Here is a 20,524-nt window from a genome sequence, read left to right on the forward strand (position 1 = left end):
GTCTGTCGATGTCCGCAGCCGATCAGGCGGCGGCCTTCTCCGGGGCGAACTTACCGTAGAAGGTTTCGTTCTTCGCGGCCATGTCTCGCAGCAACTGCGGGACCTTGAAGCGGTCGCCATAGGTCGCGGCTAGACGGTCGGCGGTCTCGACGAACTTGGCCAGACCGATGCCGTCGATCATGCTGATCGGACCGCCGGTCCAGGGCGCGAAGCCCCAGCCCAGGATGGCGCCCAGATCGGCTTCGCGCGGATCGTCGATGACGCCCTCTTCCCAGCAGCGGGCCACTTCGACGGCCTGACGATACAGCAGGCGCGTCTTCAGCTCGTCGATCTGGGCGAAGGCGGTCGGCTCTTCCGGCTGGTCGATGCCTTTGGTTGTCGGGGCCAGTTCGCCCAGACCCTTCCAGATCGTCTTGGGCTTCTGATCGTAGTCGTAGAAGCCCTTGCCGTTCTTGCGACCGAAGCGACCGCCCTCGACCATCTTGGCGACGATGTCGGCGCCTTCCGATGGGACGTATTTGTCGCCCAGATCCAGCGCCGTCTGTTTGGCGATCTTGTAGGACAGGTCCAGGGCGACGTCGTCGTGCATCTCCAGCGGGCCGCGCGGCATGCCGGTCATGCGACCGACATTGTCGATCAAGGCGGGGCCATAGCCCTCTTCCAGCATCGCCATGCCCTCCATCAGGAAGGTGGAGAAGCAGCGCGAGGTGTAGAAGCCGCGGCTGTCGTTGACGACGATCGGCGTCTTCTTGATCTTCAGCACATAGTCCAGCGCCTTGGCGATGGCGGCCTGACCCGTCTTTTCGCCCAGGATGATCTCGACCAGCATCATCTTGTCGACGGGCGAGAAGAAGTGGATGCCGATGAAGTCCTCGGGCCGCACAGAGGCCTCGGCCAGGCCGGTGATCGGCAGGGTCGAGGTGTTGGAGCCGAAGACGGCGCCCTCGGCCAGTTGCGCCTCGGCGCGCTTGGTCACGTCGGCCTTGATCTCGCGGTTCTCGAACACGGCCTCGACGACCAGATCGGAACCTTTGATCAGCTCATAATCCGTCGTCGCCGTGACTGAACCCAGCAGGGCGTCATACTTCTCCTGCGTCAGCTGACCGCGCGACAGGCGCTTCTTCAGCAGTTCCTCGACGTGGGCCTTGCCCTTGTCGGCGGCTTCCTGGGTCTGGTCGATCAGGATGGTCTCGATGCCGGCCAGCGCCTGCACATAGGCGATGCCCGCGCCCATCATGCCGGCGCCGATGACCGTGACCTTCTTCGGATCGGACTTCGGCACGCCGGCCGGGCGAACGGCGCCCTTGTCCAGTTCCTGTTTGGACAGGAACAGCGAATGGATCATGGCCTGGGCCTGCGGCGTCATCAGGGTCTTGATGAAGTAGCGGGTCTCGATGCGCAGGGCCGCGTCCATCGGCACCTGGGCGCCCTCGTAAACGGCCTTCATCAGGTTCACCACGGCCGGATAGTTGCCGTAGGACTGCTTGCGCAGCATGGCGTTGCCGACCATGAAGTTCTGAATGCCGGCCGGGTGATAGGGGCCGCCGCCGGGTAGTTTGAACGCCTTCTCGTCCCAGGGCTGGACGGCTTTGCCGCCATTCTTGATCCAGGCCTTGGCGGCCTCGACCGACTGGCCCTTTTCGACCACCTCGTGGACGATGCCGGCGCCCTTGGCGTCGTTCGGGCGGAAGGACTTGCCCTCGCTCATCGCCATCATGGCGTTCTGGACGCCGACCAGACGGGTCAGGCGCTGGGTGCCGCCGCCCCCGGGGAACAGACCGACCTTGATCTCGGGCAGGCCCAGCTGGATCTTGTTGTCGTTCTCGACCACGCGGTAGTGGGCCGCCAGGGTGAACTCCAGTCCGCCGCCCAAGGCCAGGCCGTTGATCGCGGCCGCGATCGGCTTGCCCGAGGTTTCCAGCGCACGGAAGGCGCCGTTCAGCTTCCAGCCGGCGTCAAACGCCTTTTGCAGGTCGCCGCCGCCCGACAGCACGCCGCCGGCCATGTCGCCCAGATCCGCCCCGGCGCAGAAGCCCGAGGCCTTGCCCGAGGTGATGACGGCGCCCTTGATGGCGTCGTCGGTCTTGATGCGTTCGACCAGCTCGGGGATTTCCTTCATCACCGAGGAGGTCAGGGTGTTCATCGAACGGCCCGGAACGTCAAAGGTGATCAGGGCGATGCCGTCGGCGTCGACGTCGATCTTGAAGTTTTCCATATCCATTTGCTCCTGGATCAGACGCGTTCGATGACGGTGGCGGTGCCCATGCCGCCGCCGATGCACAGGGTGACTAGGGCGGTCGACTTGTTCGAGCGCTCCAGCTCGTCCAGCGCGATGCCGGTGATCATGGCGCCGGTGGCGCCGAGCGGGTGGCCCATCGAGATGCCGCCGCCGTTCACATTCATCTTGGCGTGGTCGATGTCGAGCGCCTGCATGTAGCGCAGGACGACGGCGGCGAAGGCCTCGTTCAGCTCCCACAGGTCGATGTCGTCGGGCGTCATGCCCAGCTTGTTCAGCAGTTTGCGGGTCACATATTCCGGGCCGGTCAGCATGATCGACGGCTCCGAGCCGATCGAGGCGCCGCCCAGGATCTTGGCGCGCGGCTTCAGGCCCAGGGCCTGGCCGGCTTCCAGCGAACCGATCAGCACGCCGGCCGAACCGTCGACGATGCCGGACGAGTTGCCTGGCGTGTGGACGTGATTGACGCGCTCGACTTCGGGGTAGCGCTGGTTGATCACGCCGTCGAAGGCCATTTCGCCCATCATGGCGAAGGAGGGGTTCAGGCCGCCGAGCGCCTGCATGTCCGTGTTCGGACGGATCGTCTCGTCATGATCCAGAATGGTCAGGCCCAACTGGTCCTTGACGCCGATCACCGAGTTCTTGAACCGGCCCTCGGCCCAGGCCTTGGCTGCGCGCTTGTGGCTCTCGACCGAATAGGCGTCCACGTCGTCGCGGCTGAAGCCGTATTTGGTGGCGATCATGTCCGCCGAGACGCCCTGCGGCACGAAATAGGTCGGGAAGGCCGACGAAGGATCGGTCGGCCAGGCGCCCATGTCCGAACCCATCGGCACGCGGCTCATGACCTCGACGCCGCCGCCGACGGCGAAGTCGGCCTCGCCGGACTTCACCTTGGCCGTCGCCATGTTCACGGCTTCCAGGCCCGAGGCGCAGAAGCGGTTGATCTGGACGCCCGCCGTATATTGCGACCAGCCGGCCGAAAGCACGGCCGTGCGCGCGATGTCGGCGCCGAGTTCGCCCACGGGCGTGACGCAGCCCAGGATGACGTCGTCGACCTTGGAGGTGTCCAGGTCGTTGCGGTCGCGCAGGGCTTCCAGCACCTGGGTCGCCAGGCTGAGGCCGGTGATCTCGTGCAGCGAGCCGTCCTTCTTGCCCTTGCCGCGCGGCGTGCGGACGGCGTCGTAGATATAGGCGTCAGCCATGGAAGTGCGTCTCCATCTTTGGGCCCATCCTCAACGTGCGGCAGGTCGCGGCACGACGGACAGGGCGGTTCCAAGCGTGGACGCCAAGAACCCTACGTTTACGTCAACGTCAAGTAATAAGCCGCGTGATCGCGACCGCTTGAGGCGGATGCTTCGCCGGATTGACGGTATGACGGCGTGGGAACGCCGGCCGAGCGCCGGCTATCAGCGGGGCGGAATACGGGTGGCGCCGCCGGTGATCTTGCAGGCGTATTCGGTCTGCGGGCGCCCGGTCTGAACGCCCGTGGGCGTCAGAATGCCTTGGTCCCGCGTGCAAGCCGCTTCCAGGGCGTTCAGCTCCTGCTGATAGCTATTGGTCGCCCCCATCGTGCCGCAGCCTGAAAGCAGCGGCAGGACAACGGCGGCGGAAAGGATGAGGATACGCATGGTTCGCTGCTCCCTTTGGAGCGTCAACCGCTCCGCATAGCCCCCGGCCCTCAAAGACTACTGCGTCGCCGACAGCCTGACCAGCTTACCGTTCTGCTCGTCGGTGATGGCCCAGACCGATCCGTCGGCGCCGACCGCCACATCGCGTATGCGTTCGCCCAGGTCCGTCAGCAGGCGCTCTTCGCCCACTACCCGGTCGTTCTGGATGACCAGACGCGCGATATGTTTTTCCTTCAGGCCCGCGACCAGCAGGTTGCCGTCCCAGCCGGGGAACATGGCGCCTTGATAGAAGGTCGCGCCGCCGGGCGCGATCACCGGATCCCAGTAATAGACGGGCTGTTCGGTGCCGTCCTTTTGCGTCGCGCCGCTGTTGATCGCCCCGCCCGCATATTCGACGCCGTAGGCCGCATCCGGCCAGCCGTAGTTGGCGCCGGGCTTGTCCAGATTGACCTCGTCGCCGCCGCGCGTGCCATGTTCGATGGTCCAGATGGCGCCTGTTCCCGGCTGAACGGCGACGCCCTGAACGTTGCGGTGCCCCAGGCTCCAGATTTCCGGCAGGGCTCCGGCGCGGCCGACGAAGGGATTGTCCTGCGGGACCGTGCCGTCGGCGTTGATGCGGATGGTCTTGCCCATGTGCGAGCCCAGATCCTGCGCCTGGGGCCGCATCGGCTTGTCGGAGCGTTCGCCCAGGGTGATGAACAGCTTGCCGTCCGGCGCGAAGGCCAGGGACGATCCGAAATGCTTATCGCCGTCATAGACGGGCAGGGCGCGGAAGATGACCTGGACGTTTTCGACACGCGAACCGTCGTCCGACAGACGCCCGCGCGCGACCGAGGTGGCGTTGCCGCCCTCGCGGGGTTCGGCGTAGCTCCAATAGATCATGTGATCCTGCGCAAAGCTCGGCCCGACGATGACGTCCAGCAGACCGCCCTGACCGCGCGCATCAACGGCAGGCAAGCCCGTGACCGGTTCGCCGACCTGGCCTTGGGCGGTGATGATGCGCAGACGACCCGGCTTTTCAGTCACCAGCCAGCGACCGTCGGGCAGGGCCGCCAAACCCCAGGGGTGGACAAGGCCCGAGGCCACCACCGTGTGGGTCATGGCCTGTTCGGTCTTGACGCCCGGCGCGCGGGTCTGGCCGGCGAAGGCTGGTTGTTGATCAGGATTGTTCGCCGGACGCGTTTCCAGCGGGGCCCCGGCCTGAGGTGCGGCAACGGCGCTCTCGCTATTTGCGCCACAGGCGGCGGCGAGAACGAGCAGGGATGTCGAGGCGGCGGCGACGATCAGGCGCATGAAGGGAGAGCTCCGGCTGGGCTGTAGGCAGTCGTTACGAAACGGCGAGGCCAGCGTTACCGTTCCTGGCTCAGACCGTCTTGCGCTCTATCGCCGCAGGTTCTGGTCCGAGACGACTTGAACCGCGCGCCCGACGGCGATATAGGCACGCCTCTTTCGCGCTGGCCCCGGCCGCGCGCAGGGCCCGGGACTGGGTAGCTCAGATGGTTAGAGCGGTGGATTCATAACCCACAGGTCGGCGGTTCGATCCCGCCTCCAGTCACCATTTCCACTATGCTGAGCAAAGTCGTCAGTTCAAAGCGGTCCAGGCGGAATGCCGACGATCGAGCGGTCGTATTGCACGGCGTCTCGGCTCTGAATTTCGCGAAGTTCCTTGCGCTTGGCCTCGACCAGAGCAGCATATTGCTCAGGCGTATAGCAGATGGTCTGCTCAAGCCTACGACCTGTCAGGGCTCGCCGCTCGCAGACGCGGCGCGCCCGGGGAGGGGGCGCTGCTTGGTCCTCAGCGGCAACCTGAGGTGACGGCGCCGTCGTCGCTGGAGGGGTTTGAGCTAATGCTTGCAATGCTAGCGTGGATGCAAAGGCCAATGATGTTGCGAACATGCGTGTCTCCTTGATGATCTACGGTCTCATGTCTCGTCCCAACTAGCAAATACAACGCGCGCAGCGATCGATCGTGAGTTGCGCGTAACGACTGCCGTTGCTTTGGCTGGCTGCAACCTGCGCCGTTGTGCTGCGTTTTTCGGTCGAGCTTTCAACCTTGACCGGAGTTTCGTCGTGACGATCCCAACCAAAGCCCTGATGGCGGCCGTCGCCGCAATGACGCTGGGCGCAGCCGCCTGCACCCAGGCCGAGCAAGAAAAGACCGAGGCGCATGCGGAAGCTGCCGCCGACAAGACGGCCGATGTCGCGTCTCAGGCCGGGGAAGTGATCGAGGGCGGCGCGATGAAGGCGGCGCAAGCGGTCGAGAGCGGCGCCGGTAAGGTCGCCGACAAGCTGGAAAACGAACAGGCGGAAGCGGCGGCCGAGGGCAAGCCCGGCGCAATCGATCCTGCGACCGATCAGCGCGTGCCGGCCAATAACAACTAAGGTCGATCAGGCGGGGGGCGGCGCTGCGCCCTCCGCCAGGATCGCATCGATCAGGGCCCGGGCTTCCGGGCTGGACCAGTCCGCCTCACCTTTCATCACGGCGCGGATGCGGCCCTGACGATCCAGGACGATGGTCTGCGGCATGGCCCCCTTGCCGGGAAACTCGAACGGCAGCTGGAACTTGGCGTCGCTGTAGAAGGGCAGGGGCGCGTGGTCGGCCAAGAAGCGTTTCGCCTCGGCTGCGGCTTCGGGCGTGGCGTCGACGTTGATCGGCAGGACAACCAGATCCTCCTTCGTCTCATAGGCCTTCGCCAGCGCCTGGAGCGTGGGCATCTCCGCCTTGCACGGCGCGCACCACATCGCCCACAGATTTACGATCACGACCTTGCCCTGGAAGGCCGAGAAGCGAACGGCCGTGCCGGTGCGGTCGCGAAACGCGTATTCGGGCGCCGACTTCGCCTCAGCCGGGGTTGATAGCGCGGCCAGGGATCCGATCGCGAAGCGCGCCAGGTTGCTTTTTGGCGCCGCAGCGGCGGTTGTCGTCTGTTCGACTTGCGCCTTCTGGCGATGATTGGCGTATAGCGACATCGCCATGCCGCCGGCGCCGGCGATGGTGCTGACGACCACGACCGCGCCGACGACCGCCCAGATCGCCTTTCTTGAGCCGCTCATGACCGAAACACCTTCTTCCGACGCCAATCCATCCGGCGGTTCGACTGCGCCGGTGAAGCCCGCGGGTCAAGACATGTGGGGCGGACGCTTTTCGTCGCGCCCCGCCGAGATCATGCAGGCGATCAACGTCTCCATCGGCGTTGACCAGCGCCTGTGGCGTCAGGATCTGGCCGGATCGCGGGCGCACTGCCGCATGCTGGCCAAGCAAGGCATTATCCAGCAGGCCGATGCGGACGCGATCCTGGGCGGGCTGGACGCCATCCAGTCCGAGATCGAGGCCGGGACCTTCCCCTTCCGGGATCAGTTTGAGGACATCCACATGAATGTGGAGGCGCGTCTCAATGAACTGATCGGCGAGCCGTCCGGCCGGCTGCACACGGCGCGCAGCCGCAACGATCAGGTCGCGGTCGATTTCCGCCTGTGGGTCCGCGACGCCTGCGATCGCTCGGTGGCGCAGTTGAAGGCGCTGCAGGGCACCCTGTTGACGCGCGCCGAACAGCATGCCGGCGACCTGATGCCCGGCTTCACCCATTTGCAGACCGCCCAGCCCGTGACCCTGGGTCACCATCTGATGGCCTATGTCGAGATGTTCGGCCGTGATGCCGGACGTTTCGCCGACGCCCGCGCTCGGATGAACGAAAGCCCGCTGGGGGCGGCGGCCCTGGCCGGTTCGCCCTTCCCCATCGATCGTCAGGCGACGGCGGCGGATCTGGGTTTCGACAGGCCGATGGCCAACAGCCTGGACGCCGTGTCGGACCGCGACTTCGCGCTGGAAAGCCTGGCGGCCGCCTCGATCACCGCGGGGCATCTGTCGCGCTTGGCCGAGGAGATCGTGGTGTGGATGACGCCGATGTTCGGTTTCGCCAGCCTGCCCGACGACCTGACCACCGGCTCGTCGATCATGCCGCAGAAGCGCAATCCCGACGCCGCCGAACTGGTGCGGGCCAAGACCGGACGGATCATGGGTTCTCTGGTCGCCCTGTCCACGGTGATGAAGGGCCTGCCGCTGGCCTATTCCAAGGATATGCAGGAGGACAAGCCGCCGGTGTTCGAGGCGTTCGACGCCCTGGACTTGGCCCTGGTCGCGATGACGGCGATGGTGTCGGCGCTGCAACCCAACACGGAACGGATGGCCCAGGCGGCGGGCGCGGGCTTTTCGACCGCGACGGACCTGGCCGACTGGCTGGTGCGCGAACTCAACCTGCCGTTCCGAAAGGCGCACCACGTGACCGGCGCGGCGGTCAAGCGAGCCGAGGAGTTGGGCGTGGATCTGTCGCAACTGCCGCTGGAAGAAATGCAGAAACTGGAGCCGGGGATCACCGAAGCGGTTTACAAGGTGCTGACCGCCGAGGCTTCGTGCCAAAGCCGCCAAAGCTATGGGGGAACCGCGCCGGAACAGGTCCGTGCGCGCATCGCCGACTGGAGAGACCGCCTGTGAAGAAGACCCTCATCGTCGCGGGCGCGCTTGCCCTTCTGACCTCCGCCTGCGGCCGGATGGCCGATCTGGAATCGCCGGTGCGCGAGACCGAGCGTGCGCCGCGCAGCAGCCGCGCGCCGGGTCTGCCCGAGCCGGCGACCCTGAACCGTCCGTCCAGCAGCGTGCCGATCGACGGCGGTCCGTCCAACCCGATCGGCGCCGGCGCCGCCCAGAACGACCCGCGGTAAGTTGCACCATTTCGACCTGAAGGACGGCGCCCTCCATGCCGAGGGCGTGCCGCTGGAGCTGATCGCGGACGAGGTCGGCACGCCGGCCTATGTCTATTCCACCGCGACGCTGAAGCGGCATTACGGCCTGCTGCGCGCCGCCGCAGATGCGCATCGGGACGCTCTGGGCGAGGCCCTGATCGCCTTTGCGGTCAAGGCCAACTCCAACCTGTCGGTGTTGGCGACCCTGGCGAAACTGGGGTCCGGCGCGGACACGGTGTCGGAGGGTGAAATCCGCCGGGCTCTTGCTGCCGGCGTACCGTCCGATCGGATCATCTTCTCCGGCGTGGGCAAGACCGATGCGGAAATGGCCTTCGCCATCAGCGTCGGCGTGCGTCAGATCAACGTCGAATCCGGCGCCGAGCTGGATCGGCTGATCACCGTCGCGGCCATGATGGACGCGTCGCCCGCCATCGCCATCCGGGTCAATCCGAACGTGGGCGCCGGCGGTCACGCCAAGATCACCACGGGCGGCAAGGGCGACAAGTTCGGCGTGCCGGTCGAGGAGGCGATGGATCTCTATGCCCGCGCCTCGGCCTCGCCCCATGTCACGCCCGTCGGACTGGCCTGCCACATCGGCAGCCAGATCACCGACCTTGAGCCGCTGAAGGCCGCCTTCGAGGTCTTGGCGGATATGACACGCAAACTGCGGGTTCAGGGTCACGCCGTGACCCGGCTGGATCTGGGCGGCGGGCTGGGCGTGCCCTACTCCGGCGGGACCGAGCCGCCGTCGCCGGCCGAATATGTCGCCATGGCCGCGCGGGTTCTGAACGGGCTGGACGTTGAGGCGGCGTTCGAGCCGGGCCGGCTGCTGGCCGCCAACGCCGGCGTGCTGCTCAGCCAGGTGATCCAGGTCAACGCACGCTCGGACGGACGGCGCTTTCTGGTGCTGGACGCGGCGATGAACGACCTGATGCGGCCGGCCCTGTACGACGCCTTCCACGATATCCAGCCGGTCAATCCGCGCAGGGGCGCGGCGACGGCCTATGACGTGGTCGGCCCGGTGTGCGAGACGGGCGACACCTTCGCACGGGACCGCGCGCTGCCGCCGCTGGAGGCCGAGGACCTGATCGTCTTCACCGGCGCCGGGGCTTACGGTGCGGTGATGTCCAGCGAGTACAACAGCCGGCCCCTGATCCCCGAGGTTTTGGTGGATGGCGATCAGTGGGCCGTGATCCGGCCACGCCCGACCTATGAAGAGATGTTGGATCGCGAGCCGTTCGCCGATTGGCTTTGATCGCCGATTCTTCTCGACCGTTATAAAGTAACACGCTATAGGGCCGATCATGTCTCCCGGTCCCGAACAGTCCGTCATGCTTTCCCTGCTGGGCGGCGGCTTCGTTGCGGCCTTTCTGCATGCGGCCCTGCCGACGCATTGGCTGCCCTTCACCCTGGTGGGACGGGCGCAGGGCTGGCGAGCGTCGCGGATCCTGATGGCGGTGACGGCGGCGGGTCTGGCCCATATCGCCACGACGGCGGTGGTCGGCGCTCTGATCGTGGCGGCGGGCCTGGCGCTGGATCAGTGGATCGAGGGGTTGCTGCCGCATCTGGCGGCGGTGCTGCTGTTCCTGTTCGGCGCCTTCTATCTGGCGCGCGCGACCCTGAAACGCCCGGCCATGGCCGGCGGGCCTGCGGTCGAGACGCCAGAGCCCGCCGTGTCCGACAAGGCCGCCTTCCTGGGCCTGGTCGCCATGATGGCGGTCTCGCCGGGCGAAGTGCTGCTGCCCATCTATCTGTCTTCGGCCTCGGCGGGTCTTGGCGCCCTGGCGCTGCTGACGGTGGTGTTCGCGGCGGGGACCATCGCGGGCATGGCGGTCTTTACGGCCCTGGCCAGCGCCGGCGCCTCGATCCTGCGGCTGGAGCGATGGGCGCGATATGAGGGGGCGGTGCTGGGCGTGGCCCTGATCGCTCTCGGCCTCATTGTCGCCATGCACCAACACTGACGCGATATTACATGATAACATTCAATGCGTTATCATGTATCGGCTTGGCTGTTTCGCCAGAGGGCGTATAGGCGAGCCATGAACGCCCCGCACGACCACAGCCCCAGCCACCGGCATGACCACGATCATGCGGATCACGGCCATGGGCATTCTCACAGTCACCACGGACACAGCCACGGCCACGGCGGTCATAGCCACGGTCCGGTGGACACCGGCGACTGGCGCTATGCCGTCGGCCTGGTGGTCAATCTGCTGTTCGTGGCGTGCGAGTTCGGCGCGGGCCTGATCGCGGATTCGACCGCCCTGCTGGCCGACGCTGGGCATAATCTGTCGGACGTGCTGGGTCTGGCCATGGCGGGCGGCGCGGCCTGGCTGGCGCGACGCGGCGCACATGGGGCGGCGGGCGGTCGGCGCACCTATGGTTTCGGCAAGGCGACGGTGCTGGCGGCGCTCGGCAATGCGTTGCTGCTGATCTTCGCCTGCGGGGCCATCGCGTTCGAGGCCGTGCGGCGGTTCAACGAGCCCGCCCCGGTCGGATCGGGCGTCATCATGGCGGTGGCGGGCATCGGCTTCGTCATCAACCTGGGCACCGCGCTGCTGTTCATGAAGTCGCAGCACGACCTGAATGCGCGCGGCGCCTATCTGCACATGATGGCTGACGCGGGCGTGTCGCTGGGCGTGGTTCTGGCGGGCGGGCTGATCATGATAACCGGCTGGTCGGTGGTCGATCCGATAGTCAGCCTGGCGATCGTGGTCGTGATCCTGTGGTCGACATGGGGCCTGCTGAAGGACTCGGTCAATCTGGCCATGGACGGCGCCCCGACGGGCGTGGACGTGCCGGCTCTGGAACAGGCGCTGGTCGGCCTGCCGGGCGTGCGAGCCGTGCATGATCTGCACGTCTGGGGACTGTCGACGACCGAGACGGCCCTGACCGCCCACCTAGTCCACGACCGCGCCGACACGGCGGCCCTGATCTGCGAGGCCCAGGCCGTGGCGAAGCGCTACGCCATCGGCCATACGACCTTGCAGCTGGAGACCGAGCCGCTGCCGGATTGTCCGGGCTGCTGAGCCCTCAGGCCTGTTCGAACGTCACCGGCGCGCCCCAGAACTGAGACACCAGTTCCGACTGCGGCCCGGCCTGGCCGGTGGTCAGGAAGTCGCGACGCCCGTTGTCGCCCAGATCGTATTCGGGGTGCGCCTTGAAATAGCGCTCCAGCGCATCCGCCACCGCCGTCGGCTGTTCGATCAGAACGGTGCCGGCCGGCAGAGCCTGGGCGAACAGTTCAGCGACGATCTCATAGTGGGTGCAGCCCAGGATGGCCTTGTCCGGATGGCGGCCGATGCGGCGACGCAGCGCATCGACGTGGTCATCGATCACCACCTTCAGCTCCTCAGGCGGCGCGCCCAGTTCGATCAGACCCGCCAGGCCGGGGCAGGGCTCGGAGAAGACGGCGATGTCCTCCCGCCGCTTGTCGATCTCGATCTCATAGACGCGGCTGATGGCGGTGGCGGCGGTGCAGAAGACGCCGGTGATGTCGATGGAGGCGACCTTTTCGCCTTCTAGCGGGCGCTCGGCCTCGAAGCTCCAAGGCTTGCCGGTCGCCGCCTCGATGGTCGGGACGATGATGCCCAGGATGTTGACCGGGCGGCCCAGACGCTCGCGCAGACCCGGCAGCCAGGTCTGTTGCAGACGGCGAAGCGCAATGGCGCTGGCGGTGTTGCAGGCCAGGACGACGACGGAGGCGCCGGCGTCGAACAGACGCTCGCAGCCGGTTTTCGTCAGTTCGACGATGTCTTCGCCGCCGCGCCCGCCATAGGGGGCGTGGGCCTGATCGGCCAGATAGACGAAGTCCCGCTGGGGGAAGCGTCGGGTCAGTTCGCGGTGGACGGTCAGGCCGCCCACGCCGGAGTCGAAAACGCCAATAGCCATGGCCCGGCTTTAGAACAGTGCGACGACGTATCCAACCGGATTGGCGACAAGTTTATCCCCGCGTCAGGTGACGGGGGCGATCCGTGCGCCTAAGTGTATCGCAACCATGATCTTGTTTCGGAGCATTCCATGCATAGACGCCAGCTTCTCATTGCGGGCGGCAGCCTGATGGCCCTGTCGGCCTGTGCCTCAACGGGGGCTTCCACGGGCGCGACCTCGGGCGGGTCCGCTGCGGCGCCGTCCGCCGCCAGCGTCGCCGAGGAAGCGCGCATCGCCCGCGCCGTCCTGCCCCGCCAGACGCCGCGCGCCGAGCTGCTGCAGGCCTGGACCGGGAAGTATGATGGCGTTCCGCCCTTCGACAAGGTAACGCCGGCCAAGCTGCGCGAAGCCATGCTGGAAGGCATCGAACTGCAACGCGCCGATATCGCCGCCATCGCCAACAACCCCGAGGCCCCGACCTTCGCCAACACCATGGCGGCGCTGGAGCTGGCCGGCGAGCCGCTGGACCGGGCGTCCAACGTCTATGGCGTCATGACCTCCAACATCGGCGGCGAAGCTTATGACGCGGTCGACACCGAGCTGTCGCCGCTGCTGTCCGCGGCTTCCGACGAGATCACCTTCAACGAGAAGCTGTTCCAGCGGGTCAAGGCCGTCGCCGACACCGCGGACGCGGCGGGCCTCAGCGCCCAGCAGAAGCGTCTGGCCGAGCGTCGCCGCGACGCCTTCATCCGTTCGGGCGCCAATCTGGACGCGGCCGGCAAGGCCGAACTTGGCCGGATCAACACCGCTCTGTCCAACGCCTTCACCCGCTTCGGCCAGAAGGTCGTCGCCGATGAGAATTCCTGGACGCTGATCCCCAACGAGGCCGGCGTGCGGGGCCTGCCCGACTCCAACAAGGCGGCCGCCGCCAGCGCGGCGCGCAGCCGCAACCTGCAAGGCTGGGCGATCCTGAACACGCGTTCGGCGGTCGATCCCTTCCTGACCTTCGCCGACGATCGGGCCCTGCGCGAGCAGGTCTGGAAGAAGTTCGTCAATCGCGGCGACAACGGCGACGCCAACGACACCAACTCGACCATCGCCGAGATCGTGAAGCTGCGCGACCAACGCGCCAAGCTGCTGGGCTATCGCAACCACGCCGAACTGCGCATGCAGGACACGATGGCCAAGACCCCGGCCAATGCTCAGGCCCTGATGGACCGCGTCTGGGCGCCGGCCAAGGCCCGCGTCGCCGAGGAAGTCGCCGACATGAAGGCGATCGCCGGTTTCGACATCGAGCCATGGGACTACCTCTACTTCGCCGAGAAGGTGCGCAAGGCCAAGTACGACCTGGATCAGAACCAGCTGAAACCCTACTTCGAGCTGAACGCGGTCCGCGCCGGCTCCTTCGCCATGGCCGAGCGCCTGTACGGCTTCCAGTTCAAGAAGCTGCCCAAGGGTTCGGTGCCGACCTTCGAGCCGGACGTCGAGGCCTATGAGGTCTATGACAAGAGCCGCGACGGCCGCCTGATCGGTCTCTACTACACCGACGACTACGCCCGTCCGGGCAAGCGTTCGGGCGCCTGGATGACCACCTATCGGTCGTTCTCGCAGCTGGACGGCTCCAAGGTCATACTGGCGTCGAACAACAACAACTTCACCAAGCCGGAGCCGGGCGAGCCCGTGCTGATCTCGCTGGACGACGCCGAGACCCTGTTCCACGAATTCGGCCACGCCCTGCACTATCTGTCGTCGGTGGTGACCTATCCGTCGTACGGCAATACGCCGCGCGACTTCGTGGAATATCCGTCGCAGGTGCACGAGCACTGGGTGCTGAGCCGCCCGATCCTGGACGGCTATCTGAAGCACTATCAGACGGGCGCGGCCATGCCGGCCGAACTGGTCAACAAGATCGAGGCCGCCGCCACCTTTAACCAGGGCTATGCGACGGTCAGCTATCTGTCCTCGGCCATCGTGGACATGGACCTGCACACCCAGGCCGTGCCGCCGACGGATATCGACGCGTTCGAAAAGGCCAGCCTGGCGCGGATCGGCATGCCCAAGGAGATCGTGATGCGGCACCGCCTGCCGCAGTTCAATCACCTGTTCACGTCGGACGCCTATTCGGCGGGCTACTACAGCTATCTGTGGTCAGAGACGATGGACGCCGACACCTGGGCCTATTTCGAAGAGTCGGGCGACGTATTCAATCCGGACATCGCCGGCCGCTTCAAGTCGATCATGCTGGCGCCCGGCAACACCACGGACCGCGCCGAAGCCTATCGCGCCTTCCGCGGCCGCGACCCGGACGTGGCGGCCCTGCTGAAGGTCCGGGGCTTCCCGGTCTCTTGATCAAGGGCGCTAGCGCGCTTCGCGCGACTTGAGCGCATTCGTGAACCTGACGGCCGGCGGAGCGATCCGCCGGCCGTTTCGTTTGGCTGAAACCTGGCCTAGAGCAGGTCGAGACCCGCGCAGATCCCGGAACCCCGCATGACCGTCGTCGCCTCCTACGTCTATCGCGACGGTCAGCGCGTGCGAGAGGCGCCGTTGACGCCCGAGGGGCTGGCGCTGGAGCCGGGTGAGTTCGTCTGGATCGGCCTTTACGATCCGACGGACGCCGAGATCGACGTCCTGGTGGAACGGTTTAAGCTGCACCCGCTGGCGGTAGAGGACGCCTTGGCGGCGCACCAGATGCCCAAGGTCGAGGTCTATGGCCGCGAACTGTTCGTCGTGGCGCGCACGGCGATGAAGATCGACGACCGGCTGGCCTATGGCGAGACGCACGTCTTCGTCGGCGACGACCATGTGGTCAGCATCCGCCACGGCTCGGCTCGCGCCCACAACCATCTGCGCACACAGCTGGAAGCCTCGCCCCTGCAGCTGAAAAAGGGTCCCGATTTCGTCCTGCACGGCATTCTGGACTTCATCGTCGACGCCTATGCCCCCATCGTCGATGATGTCGAGGACAGCGTTCTGGAGATGGAGCAGCGGACGCTGGACGCCTTCCTGTCGCGCCTGGAAATCCGCCGGCTCTTCACCCTGCGGCGCGAGCTGCTGAAATTCCGGCGCATCCTGGGGCCGATGGAGGAGGTTCTGGGGCGTCTCCAATCGCTGGACCTGCCCTGCATCGATCCGGACGTGCGGCCCTATTTCCGCGACGTGGGCGACCACGTGCGGCGGGTGAACAGCCGGCTGGGGGGATTGAACGACATCCTGTCGTCGGTGTTCGAAGTGGCTAACCTGCTGGAGCAGCAGCGTCAGGGGCTGATCACGCGCAAGCTGGCCGCCTGGGCCGCCATCCTGGCGGTGCCGACGGCCATCGCCGGCATCTACGGCATGAACTTCGAACACATGCCCGAGCTGCGCTGGGAATACGGATACTATGCGGTCCTGGTCGTGATCGCGGCCATCTGCGCGGCGCTGTATGTGACGTTCAAACGGACGAAGTGGTTGTAGTCAGCCGCTGTTCCTCAGCCCTGCCGCCACGCCGTTGATGGCCAGAAGGATGCCCTCGCGGACGCGGGGGTCGTCATCGCCTGTGCGGCGGCGGCGGATCAGTTCGATCTGGACGTGGTTCAGCGGCTCGACATAGGGCATGCGCAGCCGGATCAGCCGGTCCAGCTCGGGCTGGCCGCCCAGCAGGGCGTCATGGCCGGTGATGGCCAGGATGGCGTCATGGGTGCGCTGCCACTCCTCGCGGATTTCGCCATAGATGCGCGACGCCAGAGACGCATCGGGCACCAGGGTCGCATAGCGACGGGCGATGGTCATGTCGGACTTGGCCATGACCATCTCCATATTCTGGACCAGGGTCTTGAAGAAGGGCCAGGCCTCGGCCATCGCTTTCAGCTCGCCCATGTCCTTGCCCTGCACGGCCGAGCCGAAGCCGAACCAGCCGGGCAGCATGACTCGGCTTTGCGACCAGCTGAACACCCAGGGAATGGCCCGTAGATCCTCGATCCGCGTCGAGGCGGTGCGCGATGATGGGCGCGAGCCGATCTTCAGATCGGCGATCTCGGCGATGGGAGTGGCGGCGCGGTAGTAGTCGACGAAGCCGTCGGTCTCATAGACCAGCCTGCGATAGGCGGCCATCGAACGCGCCGACAGGTCCGACAAGGTCGCGCCGTGTTCTGCGGTGAAGGCGTGATCCGTTCCCTTGCCCAGCGAGGCCAGCATGGCGCCGCAGGTCAGGGCGTCCAGATTGCGAAGCGCGATCTCCGGCTCACCATATTTGTTGGCGATCACCTCGCCCTGTTCGGTGGTGCGGATGCGGCCCTGGACCGTGCCTTCCGGCTGGGCCAGGACGCCGGCGAAGGACGAACCGCCGCCGCGCCCGACCGTGCCGCCGCGCCCATGGAACAGCTGCAGCTTCAGCCCGTGCGCTTGCGTCACCTCGACCAGAGCGCGCGAGGCCTCGTGCAGCTCCCAGCCCGAGGTCAGGTAGGAGCCGTCCTTGTTGGAGTCCGAATAGCCGATCATCACCTCCTGGACCCCGCGCGCGTGGGCGACGGCGAGGGCCGACGGCTCCTGCAGCAGCCGCTCCAGCGTAGGGCGCGCGGCGCGCAAGTCCTCGATGGTCTCGAACAGGGGGGCGGCCTGGATGGGGCAGGCGGCCGGGTCTTCGGGGCGGTAGAGACCGACTTCCTTGAGCAGCAGATAGACTTCCAGCAGGTCGGATGCCGCGTCCGTCTTGGACACGATATGGGTGCGGATGGCCTGGGGGCCGAAGGCGGCGAGTGCGGTCGCGGCCGCCTGAAGGATGGCGCGCTCCTTCAGCGTTTCCGGCTCATAGTCGGCATAGGGGCTGAACAGCAGGCGCGACGAGGCCAGTTCGGCGGCCAGCACCTTCAGGCGGCTTTCTTCGTCCAGCGCCAGATAGTCGGACTGGACGCCCGCGACCTTCAGCAAGTCGGCGACGACGCGCTCATGGACGTCGGCGTTCTGGCGCATGTCCAGGGTCGCCATATGGAAGCCGAACACCTCGACCGCCGTGATCAGGTCGCTGAGCCGGTCGTCGGCGAAGACGCCGCCGTGGTGCGAGACCAGGCTGTCGTGAAGCGTCTTCAGATCGGCCTCGAAGGCGTCAGGGCCGGGATAGGGTTCGGCCTGGACCGCGGGACGACGAGGCGGCGGGGCGTCGCCCAGCTTCTCGTGCGTGGCGGCCAGGCGGGCATAGACACCGGTCAGGGCGCGGCGATAGGGCTCGTCCGCGCGATGGGGCGAGGGGTCATGGGCGGCGTCGGCCAGGGCCTGAAGCTCGGGCGACACTTGCGCCAGTTCGGCCGCGAGGCTGAGCTCGGCGCCCAGGGCGTGGACCTCGTCCAGATAGAAGGTCAGCACGGCCCGCGCCTGGGTGCGGAAGGCGGCGGCCATGACCGTGGCGTCCACGTTCGGATTGCCGTCGCGGTCGCCGCCGACCCAGGTGCCGACGCGCATGAAGGGCTTCAGCTCGGGCGCCTCCAGCAACCGCCGCCAGGCCGATAACTGCTTGGGCGCGACGTGCAGGAAGATGCGGTCCAGGAAGGAGACGACCGTGTCGATCTCGTCCTGCACCACCAGGCCCTGGGTGCGGACCAGACGCGTGGCCCACAGGATGACGATCTGGCGGCGCAGCGGTTCGGCGATGGCCTCCAGGGTGCAGGCGTCGCCGGCCTTGTCGCAGGCGTCCAGCAGGTCGGTGATGGCGGCGATGCGGTCGATGACGCTCTTGCGCCGGACCTCGGACGGGTGGGCGGTCAGGACGGGGGAGACCAGTGACTGATCCAGCAGGGCGCGCACGGCCTCGCGATCCACCCCCTGATCGGCCAGCCGCTTCAGCGCGCCTTCCGGCGTGTCGGGCCGGGCGCCGGCCACGGCCTGGCTCTGGGCGCGACGGCGGGTGGAGCGATCCTCGGCGATATTGGCCAGCAGCGAGAACAAGGCGAAGCCGTGCGCCAGACCGGCCGCCTGATCCACCGACATAGCGGTCAGCAGCTTCTCAAGACGCTTGGCGGGGTGCGAGGCCGGGTCGCGGTGATAGGCGATTGACGCCTGGCGCACCGCCTCGACATGGTCGAACAGGGCCTGGCCGCCCTCGTCGCGGATGATGTCGCCCAGAATGCCGCCCAGCAGTCGAACTTCGTCACGCAGGGCGTCGTCGGCGGCGGGGCTCATCATCTGAAATATCCTGGGTCGGCACGGGGAGATGGGCATCTGGAAGGTCGAAGTCGCCCGCGTCAACGCACGATCCGTGACAGCCGCCCCCAGAAATCACCGCGTCGATCATGGTGAACCGCCCGTTAGGGTTTCTTAACCGACGGCGCGCGATGATGCGAGCGTAGGATTCCAGATCGGTTCCACTCTTGCCCATGTTCGCCAAACGCCAATCCGCACTCGCCGCAACCGCCGGGACCGCCCCGCGCGCCAAGGACGGCCCGAGCCTGAAACCTGTCGTCGACGCCCTGAAGAAGCCGCCGGTCGCGGCGGGTCTGGCGGGCTTGCTGCTGCTCAGCACCAGCGCCCTATTCCTGACGGTTCTGGGCGATCCCAAGGCGGGAACACCCTCGGCCCACGTCGCGCTGGAACGCGACGCGCCCGCACCGCAAGCGCCGGCCCCGACGGGTTTCGAAGCCTTCTCCATGGGCGCGATGGGGCTGTATCAGAATCTGGCTGGCGGCGCCGATCCGACCGCGGGCGGCGACGCCGTCATCACCCTGCCGGACGGCGGCAGCGTCTCGGGCCAGGGCGCGCCGATCACGGCGCCGGTCCATGCGGCTTCGCCCCTGGCCAAGGCCCCCATCGCCGGCCTGTCGCAGCCCGGATCGAACGGTCCCCTGCCGATGATCGCGCCCGACGGCCGCGTGCCGGCCCAGGCTTACGCTCGCCCGTTCCGACCGAACGGCAAGCCGCGCGTGTCGCTGATCGTCGGTGGGCTGGGACTGAACGCCGTTACGACGAGGGCGGCCATCGAACGCTTGCCGCCGGAGGTCACGCTCAGCTTCGTGCCCTATGCCGACAATCTGCAGGGCTGGATCGACCAGGCGCGCGCCCAGGGCCATGAGGTCATGCTGGAAATGCCGATGGAGCCGACCGGCTATCCCGACAACGACCCCGGCCCCTATACGCTGCTGGCCGACGGCGGCGCCGACGACGTGACCGCCAAGATGGACTGGCTGCTGAGCCGCGCCACCGGCTATTTCGGCGTGACCAACTATCTGGGCGACCGGTTCGCCGGGTCGGACACCGGCATGAACGCCTTTTTGAGCGTCCTGCGCCAGCGCGGCGTCGCCTTCCTGGACGACGGCTCGTTCCAGCGTCGGCCGGGCGCCTGGGCGCGGGCCAGCGCTGACCGCGTCATCGACCGGACGCAGTCGCCCGCCGCCATCGTCGCCGCCCTGAACGGTCTGGAAGCCCAGGCCAAGCTGCGCGGCTCGGCCCTGGGGGCCGGCTTCAGCTATCCGGTGACGGTCGAAGCCGTCGCCCGCTGGACCGCCGGTCTGGAACAGCGCGGCCTGCAACTGGCGCCGGCCTCTTCTATGTCGATGCGGCCGGGGCGCTAGTGTCCGATCTCGACGCCTATCGGCCCAATGTCGGGGTCGTGCTGTTCAACCGCGACGGCCTGGTCTGGTACGGCCAGCGGCACGCTACGCCCGGCCCGCATAACTGGCAGTTCCCGCAAGGCGGCGTCGATGCGGGCGAGGACCTGGAAGCGGCCGCCCGCCGCGAACTGCATGAGGAGACCGGCGTCACCTCGATCGAACTGCTGGCGCGGACCGACGACTGGATCCTGTACGACTTCCCGCCCGAAGCCATGAATAACGCCAAGGCTTGGCGCGGTTTCAAAGGGCAGAAGCAGCAGTGGTTCGCCTTCCGCTTCACCGGCGACGAAGCCGAGATCGATCTGGCGGCCGACGACGAGGTCGAGTTCGACGCCTGGCGCTGGGGGCCGCTGTCGGACGCCTGCGACCTGATCGTGCCGTTCAAACGGCCGGCCTATGAACAGGTCGTCGCCGCGTTCTCGCACCTGGCGGCATAGAAAAAGGGCGGCGCGAACGCCGCCCTTCCATAGTTCGCC

Annotated in this window: 17 protein-coding genes and 1 tRNA gene; 11 read left to right on the plus strand and 7 right to left on the minus strand. The window is 66.9% G+C overall.

The features are described 5' to 3' along the window. Nucleotides 1-22: 22 nt before the first annotated feature. From E7T10_RS02715 to E7T10_RS02730, 4 genes are all read right to left on the minus strand, one after another. Nucleotides 23-2,215, minus strand: coding sequence for a 3-hydroxyacyl-CoA dehydrogenase NAD-binding domain-containing protein (locus tag E7T10_RS02715; RefSeq protein WP_137722535.1), 2,193 nt, complete (start codon nt 2,213-2,215; stop codon nt 23-25). Between the two features lie 17 nt (nt 2,216-2,232). Then, nucleotides 2,233-3,438, minus strand: a complete 1,206-nt coding sequence (locus E7T10_RS02720; RefSeq protein ID WP_039243871.1) for an acetyl-CoA C-acetyltransferase — start codon at nt 3,436-3,438, stop codon at nt 2,233-2,235. Nucleotides 3,439-3,642: 204 nt separating this feature from the next. Then, nucleotides 3,643-3,864 carry a hypothetical protein gene (locus tag E7T10_RS02725; protein ID WP_137720621.1) on the minus strand — a complete coding sequence of 74 codons (222 nt, stop codon included), beginning with the start codon at nt 3,862-3,864 and terminating at the stop codon, nt 3,643-3,645. A gap of 57 nt (nt 3,865-3,921) precedes the next feature. Further along, the gene (locus E7T10_RS02730; RefSeq protein ID WP_137720622.1) at nt 3,922-5,157 is read right to left on the minus strand and encodes a PQQ-dependent sugar dehydrogenase; all 1,236 of its coding nucleotides are present in this window, start codon (nt 5,155-5,157) and stop codon (nt 3,922-3,924) included. A gap of 188 nt (nt 5,158-5,345) precedes the next feature. Between E7T10_RS02730 and E7T10_RS02735 the strand changes: the two genes are divergently transcribed. Together E7T10_RS02735 and E7T10_RS02740 are read left to right on the plus strand one after the other, a co-directional pair. Then, nucleotides 5,346-5,422 (plus strand) — tRNA-Met (locus E7T10_RS02735). Between the two features lie 512 nt (nt 5,423-5,934). After that, a complete protein-coding gene (locus tag E7T10_RS02740) occupies nt 5,935-6,246 on the plus strand; it encodes a hypothetical protein (protein ID WP_137720623.1) in 312 nt (103 codons plus the stop codon). Nucleotides 6,247-6,252: 6 nt separating this feature from the next. Here E7T10_RS02740 and E7T10_RS02745 read toward each other — a convergent pair whose 3' ends face one another. Further along, a complete protein-coding gene (locus E7T10_RS02745; protein WP_137720624.1) occupies nt 6,253-6,918 on the minus strand; it encodes a TlpA disulfide reductase family protein in 666 nt (221 codons plus the stop codon). Between E7T10_RS02745 and argH the strand changes: the two genes are divergently transcribed. From argH to E7T10_RS02770, 5 genes are all read left to right on the plus strand, one after another. Next, nucleotides 6,917-8,356, plus strand: a complete 1,440-nt coding sequence (argH, locus tag E7T10_RS02750; protein WP_371275962.1) for an argininosuccinate lyase — start codon at nt 6,917-6,919, stop codon at nt 8,354-8,356. The two genes, E7T10_RS02745 and argH, sit on opposite strands and share 2 nt — an antisense overlap. Beyond that, nucleotides 8,353-8,583, plus strand: a complete 231-nt coding sequence (locus E7T10_RS02755) for a hypothetical protein (protein WP_137720625.1) — start codon at nt 8,353-8,355, stop codon at nt 8,581-8,583. The genes argH and E7T10_RS02755 overlap by 4 nt, the downstream gene beginning before the upstream one ends. A gap of 1 nt (nt 8,584) precedes the next feature. Then, complete coding sequence (gene lysA / locus E7T10_RS02760; RefSeq protein ID WP_137720626.1) at nt 8,585-9,859, plus strand: diaminopimelate decarboxylase; 1,275 nt, start codon at nt 8,585-8,587, stop codon at nt 9,857-9,859. A gap of 49 nt (nt 9,860-9,908) precedes the next feature. After that, a complete protein-coding gene (locus tag E7T10_RS02765) occupies nt 9,909-10,565 on the plus strand; it encodes a hypothetical protein (RefSeq protein WP_137720627.1) in 657 nt (218 codons plus the stop codon). Between the two features lie 78 nt (nt 10,566-10,643). Further along, nucleotides 10,644-11,633 (plus strand): cation diffusion facilitator family transporter, encoded by a 990-nt coding sequence (locus E7T10_RS02770; protein WP_137720628.1) that lies wholly within the window; start codon nt 10,644-10,646, stop codon nt 11,631-11,633. Nucleotides 11,634-11,637: 4 nt separating this feature from the next. On the opposite strand, the gene E7T10_RS02775 is transcribed toward E7T10_RS02770, so the two are convergent. Then, a complete protein-coding gene (locus E7T10_RS02775; RefSeq protein ID WP_137720629.1) occupies nt 11,638-12,495 on the minus strand; it encodes a glutamate racemase in 858 nt (285 codons plus the stop codon). A gap of 129 nt (nt 12,496-12,624) precedes the next feature. Between E7T10_RS02775 and E7T10_RS02780 the strand changes: the two genes are divergently transcribed. Beyond that, entirely contained in the window at nt 12,625-14,823 is a 2,199-nt protein-coding gene (locus E7T10_RS02780) for a M3 family metallopeptidase (RefSeq protein WP_137720630.1), read from the plus strand. 138 nt (nt 14,824-14,961) lie between these two features. Beyond that, nucleotides 14,962-15,927, plus strand: coding sequence for a magnesium and cobalt transport protein CorA (locus E7T10_RS02785; protein ID WP_137720631.1), 966 nt, complete (start codon nt 14,962-14,964; stop codon nt 15,925-15,927). Here E7T10_RS02785 and ppc read toward each other — a convergent pair whose 3' ends face one another. Next, the gene (gene ppc, locus E7T10_RS02790; RefSeq protein WP_137720632.1) at nt 15,928-18,627 is read right to left on the minus strand and encodes a phosphoenolpyruvate carboxylase; all 2,700 of its coding nucleotides are present in this window, start codon (nt 18,625-18,627) and stop codon (nt 15,928-15,930) included. Nucleotides 18,628-18,818: 191 nt separating this feature from the next. On the opposite strand from ppc, the gene E7T10_RS02795 reads away from it, so the two are divergent. Further along, nucleotides 18,819-20,009 carry a divergent polysaccharide deacetylase family protein gene (locus E7T10_RS02795; protein ID WP_137720633.1) on the plus strand — a complete coding sequence of 397 codons (1,191 nt, stop codon included), beginning with the start codon at nt 18,819-18,821 and terminating at the stop codon, nt 20,007-20,009. After that, nucleotides 20,009-20,485, plus strand: a complete 477-nt coding sequence (locus E7T10_RS02800) for an RNA pyrophosphohydrolase (RefSeq protein WP_091750899.1) — start codon at nt 20,009-20,011, stop codon at nt 20,483-20,485. Before E7T10_RS02795 ends, E7T10_RS02800 begins: the two co-directional genes overlap by 1 nt. The last annotated feature ends 39 nt before the right edge of the window (nt 20,486-20,524 follow it).

Source organism: Brevundimonas sp. SGAir0440 (genome assembly GCF_005484585.1).
Taxonomy (GTDB): domain Bacteria; phylum Pseudomonadota; class Alphaproteobacteria; order Caulobacterales; family Caulobacteraceae; genus Brevundimonas.

Excerpts from the sequence above, each read along its gene's own strand:
- E7T10_RS02715 (WP_137722535.1), bottom strand. The coding sequence starts at position 2,215 with ATGGAAAACTTCAAGATCGACGTCGACGCCGACGGCATCGCCCTGATC.
- E7T10_RS02720 (WP_039243871.1), bottom strand. The coding sequence starts at position 3,438 with ATGGCTGACGCCTATATCTACGACGCCGTCCGCACGCCGCGCGGCAAG.
- E7T10_RS02725 (WP_137720621.1), bottom strand. The coding sequence starts at position 3,864 with ATGCGTATCCTCATCCTTTCCGCCGCCGTTGTCCTGCCGCTGCTTTCA.
- E7T10_RS02730 (WP_137720622.1), bottom strand. The coding sequence starts at position 5,157 with ATGCGCCTGATCGTCGCCGCCGCCTCGACATCCCTGCTCGTTCTCGCC.
- argH (WP_371275962.1), top strand. The coding sequence starts at position 6,917 with ATGACCGAAACACCTTCTTCCGACGCCAATCCATCCGGCGGTTCGACT.
- E7T10_RS02745 (WP_137720624.1), bottom strand. The coding sequence starts at position 6,918 with ATGAGCGGCTCAAGAAAGGCGATCTGGGCGGTCGTCGGCGCGGTCGTG.
- E7T10_RS02765 (WP_137720627.1), top strand. The coding sequence starts at position 9,909 with ATGTCTCCCGGTCCCGAACAGTCCGTCATGCTTTCCCTGCTGGGCGGC.
- E7T10_RS02770 (WP_137720628.1), top strand. The coding sequence starts at position 10,644 with ATGAACGCCCCGCACGACCACAGCCCCAGCCACCGGCATGACCACGAT.
- E7T10_RS02775 (WP_137720629.1), bottom strand. The coding sequence starts at position 12,495 with ATGGCTATTGGCGTTTTCGACTCCGGCGTGGGCGGCCTGACCGTCCAC.
- E7T10_RS02780 (WP_137720630.1), top strand. The coding sequence starts at position 12,625 with ATGCATAGACGCCAGCTTCTCATTGCGGGCGGCAGCCTGATGGCCCTG.
- E7T10_RS02785 (WP_137720631.1), top strand. The coding sequence starts at position 14,962 with ATGACCGTCGTCGCCTCCTACGTCTATCGCGACGGTCAGCGCGTGCGA.
- ppc (WP_137720632.1), bottom strand. The coding sequence starts at position 18,627 with ATGATGAGCCCCGCCGCCGACGACGCCCTGCGTGACGAAGTTCGACTG.
- E7T10_RS02795 (WP_137720633.1), top strand. The coding sequence starts at position 18,819 with ATGTTCGCCAAACGCCAATCCGCACTCGCCGCAACCGCCGGGACCGCC.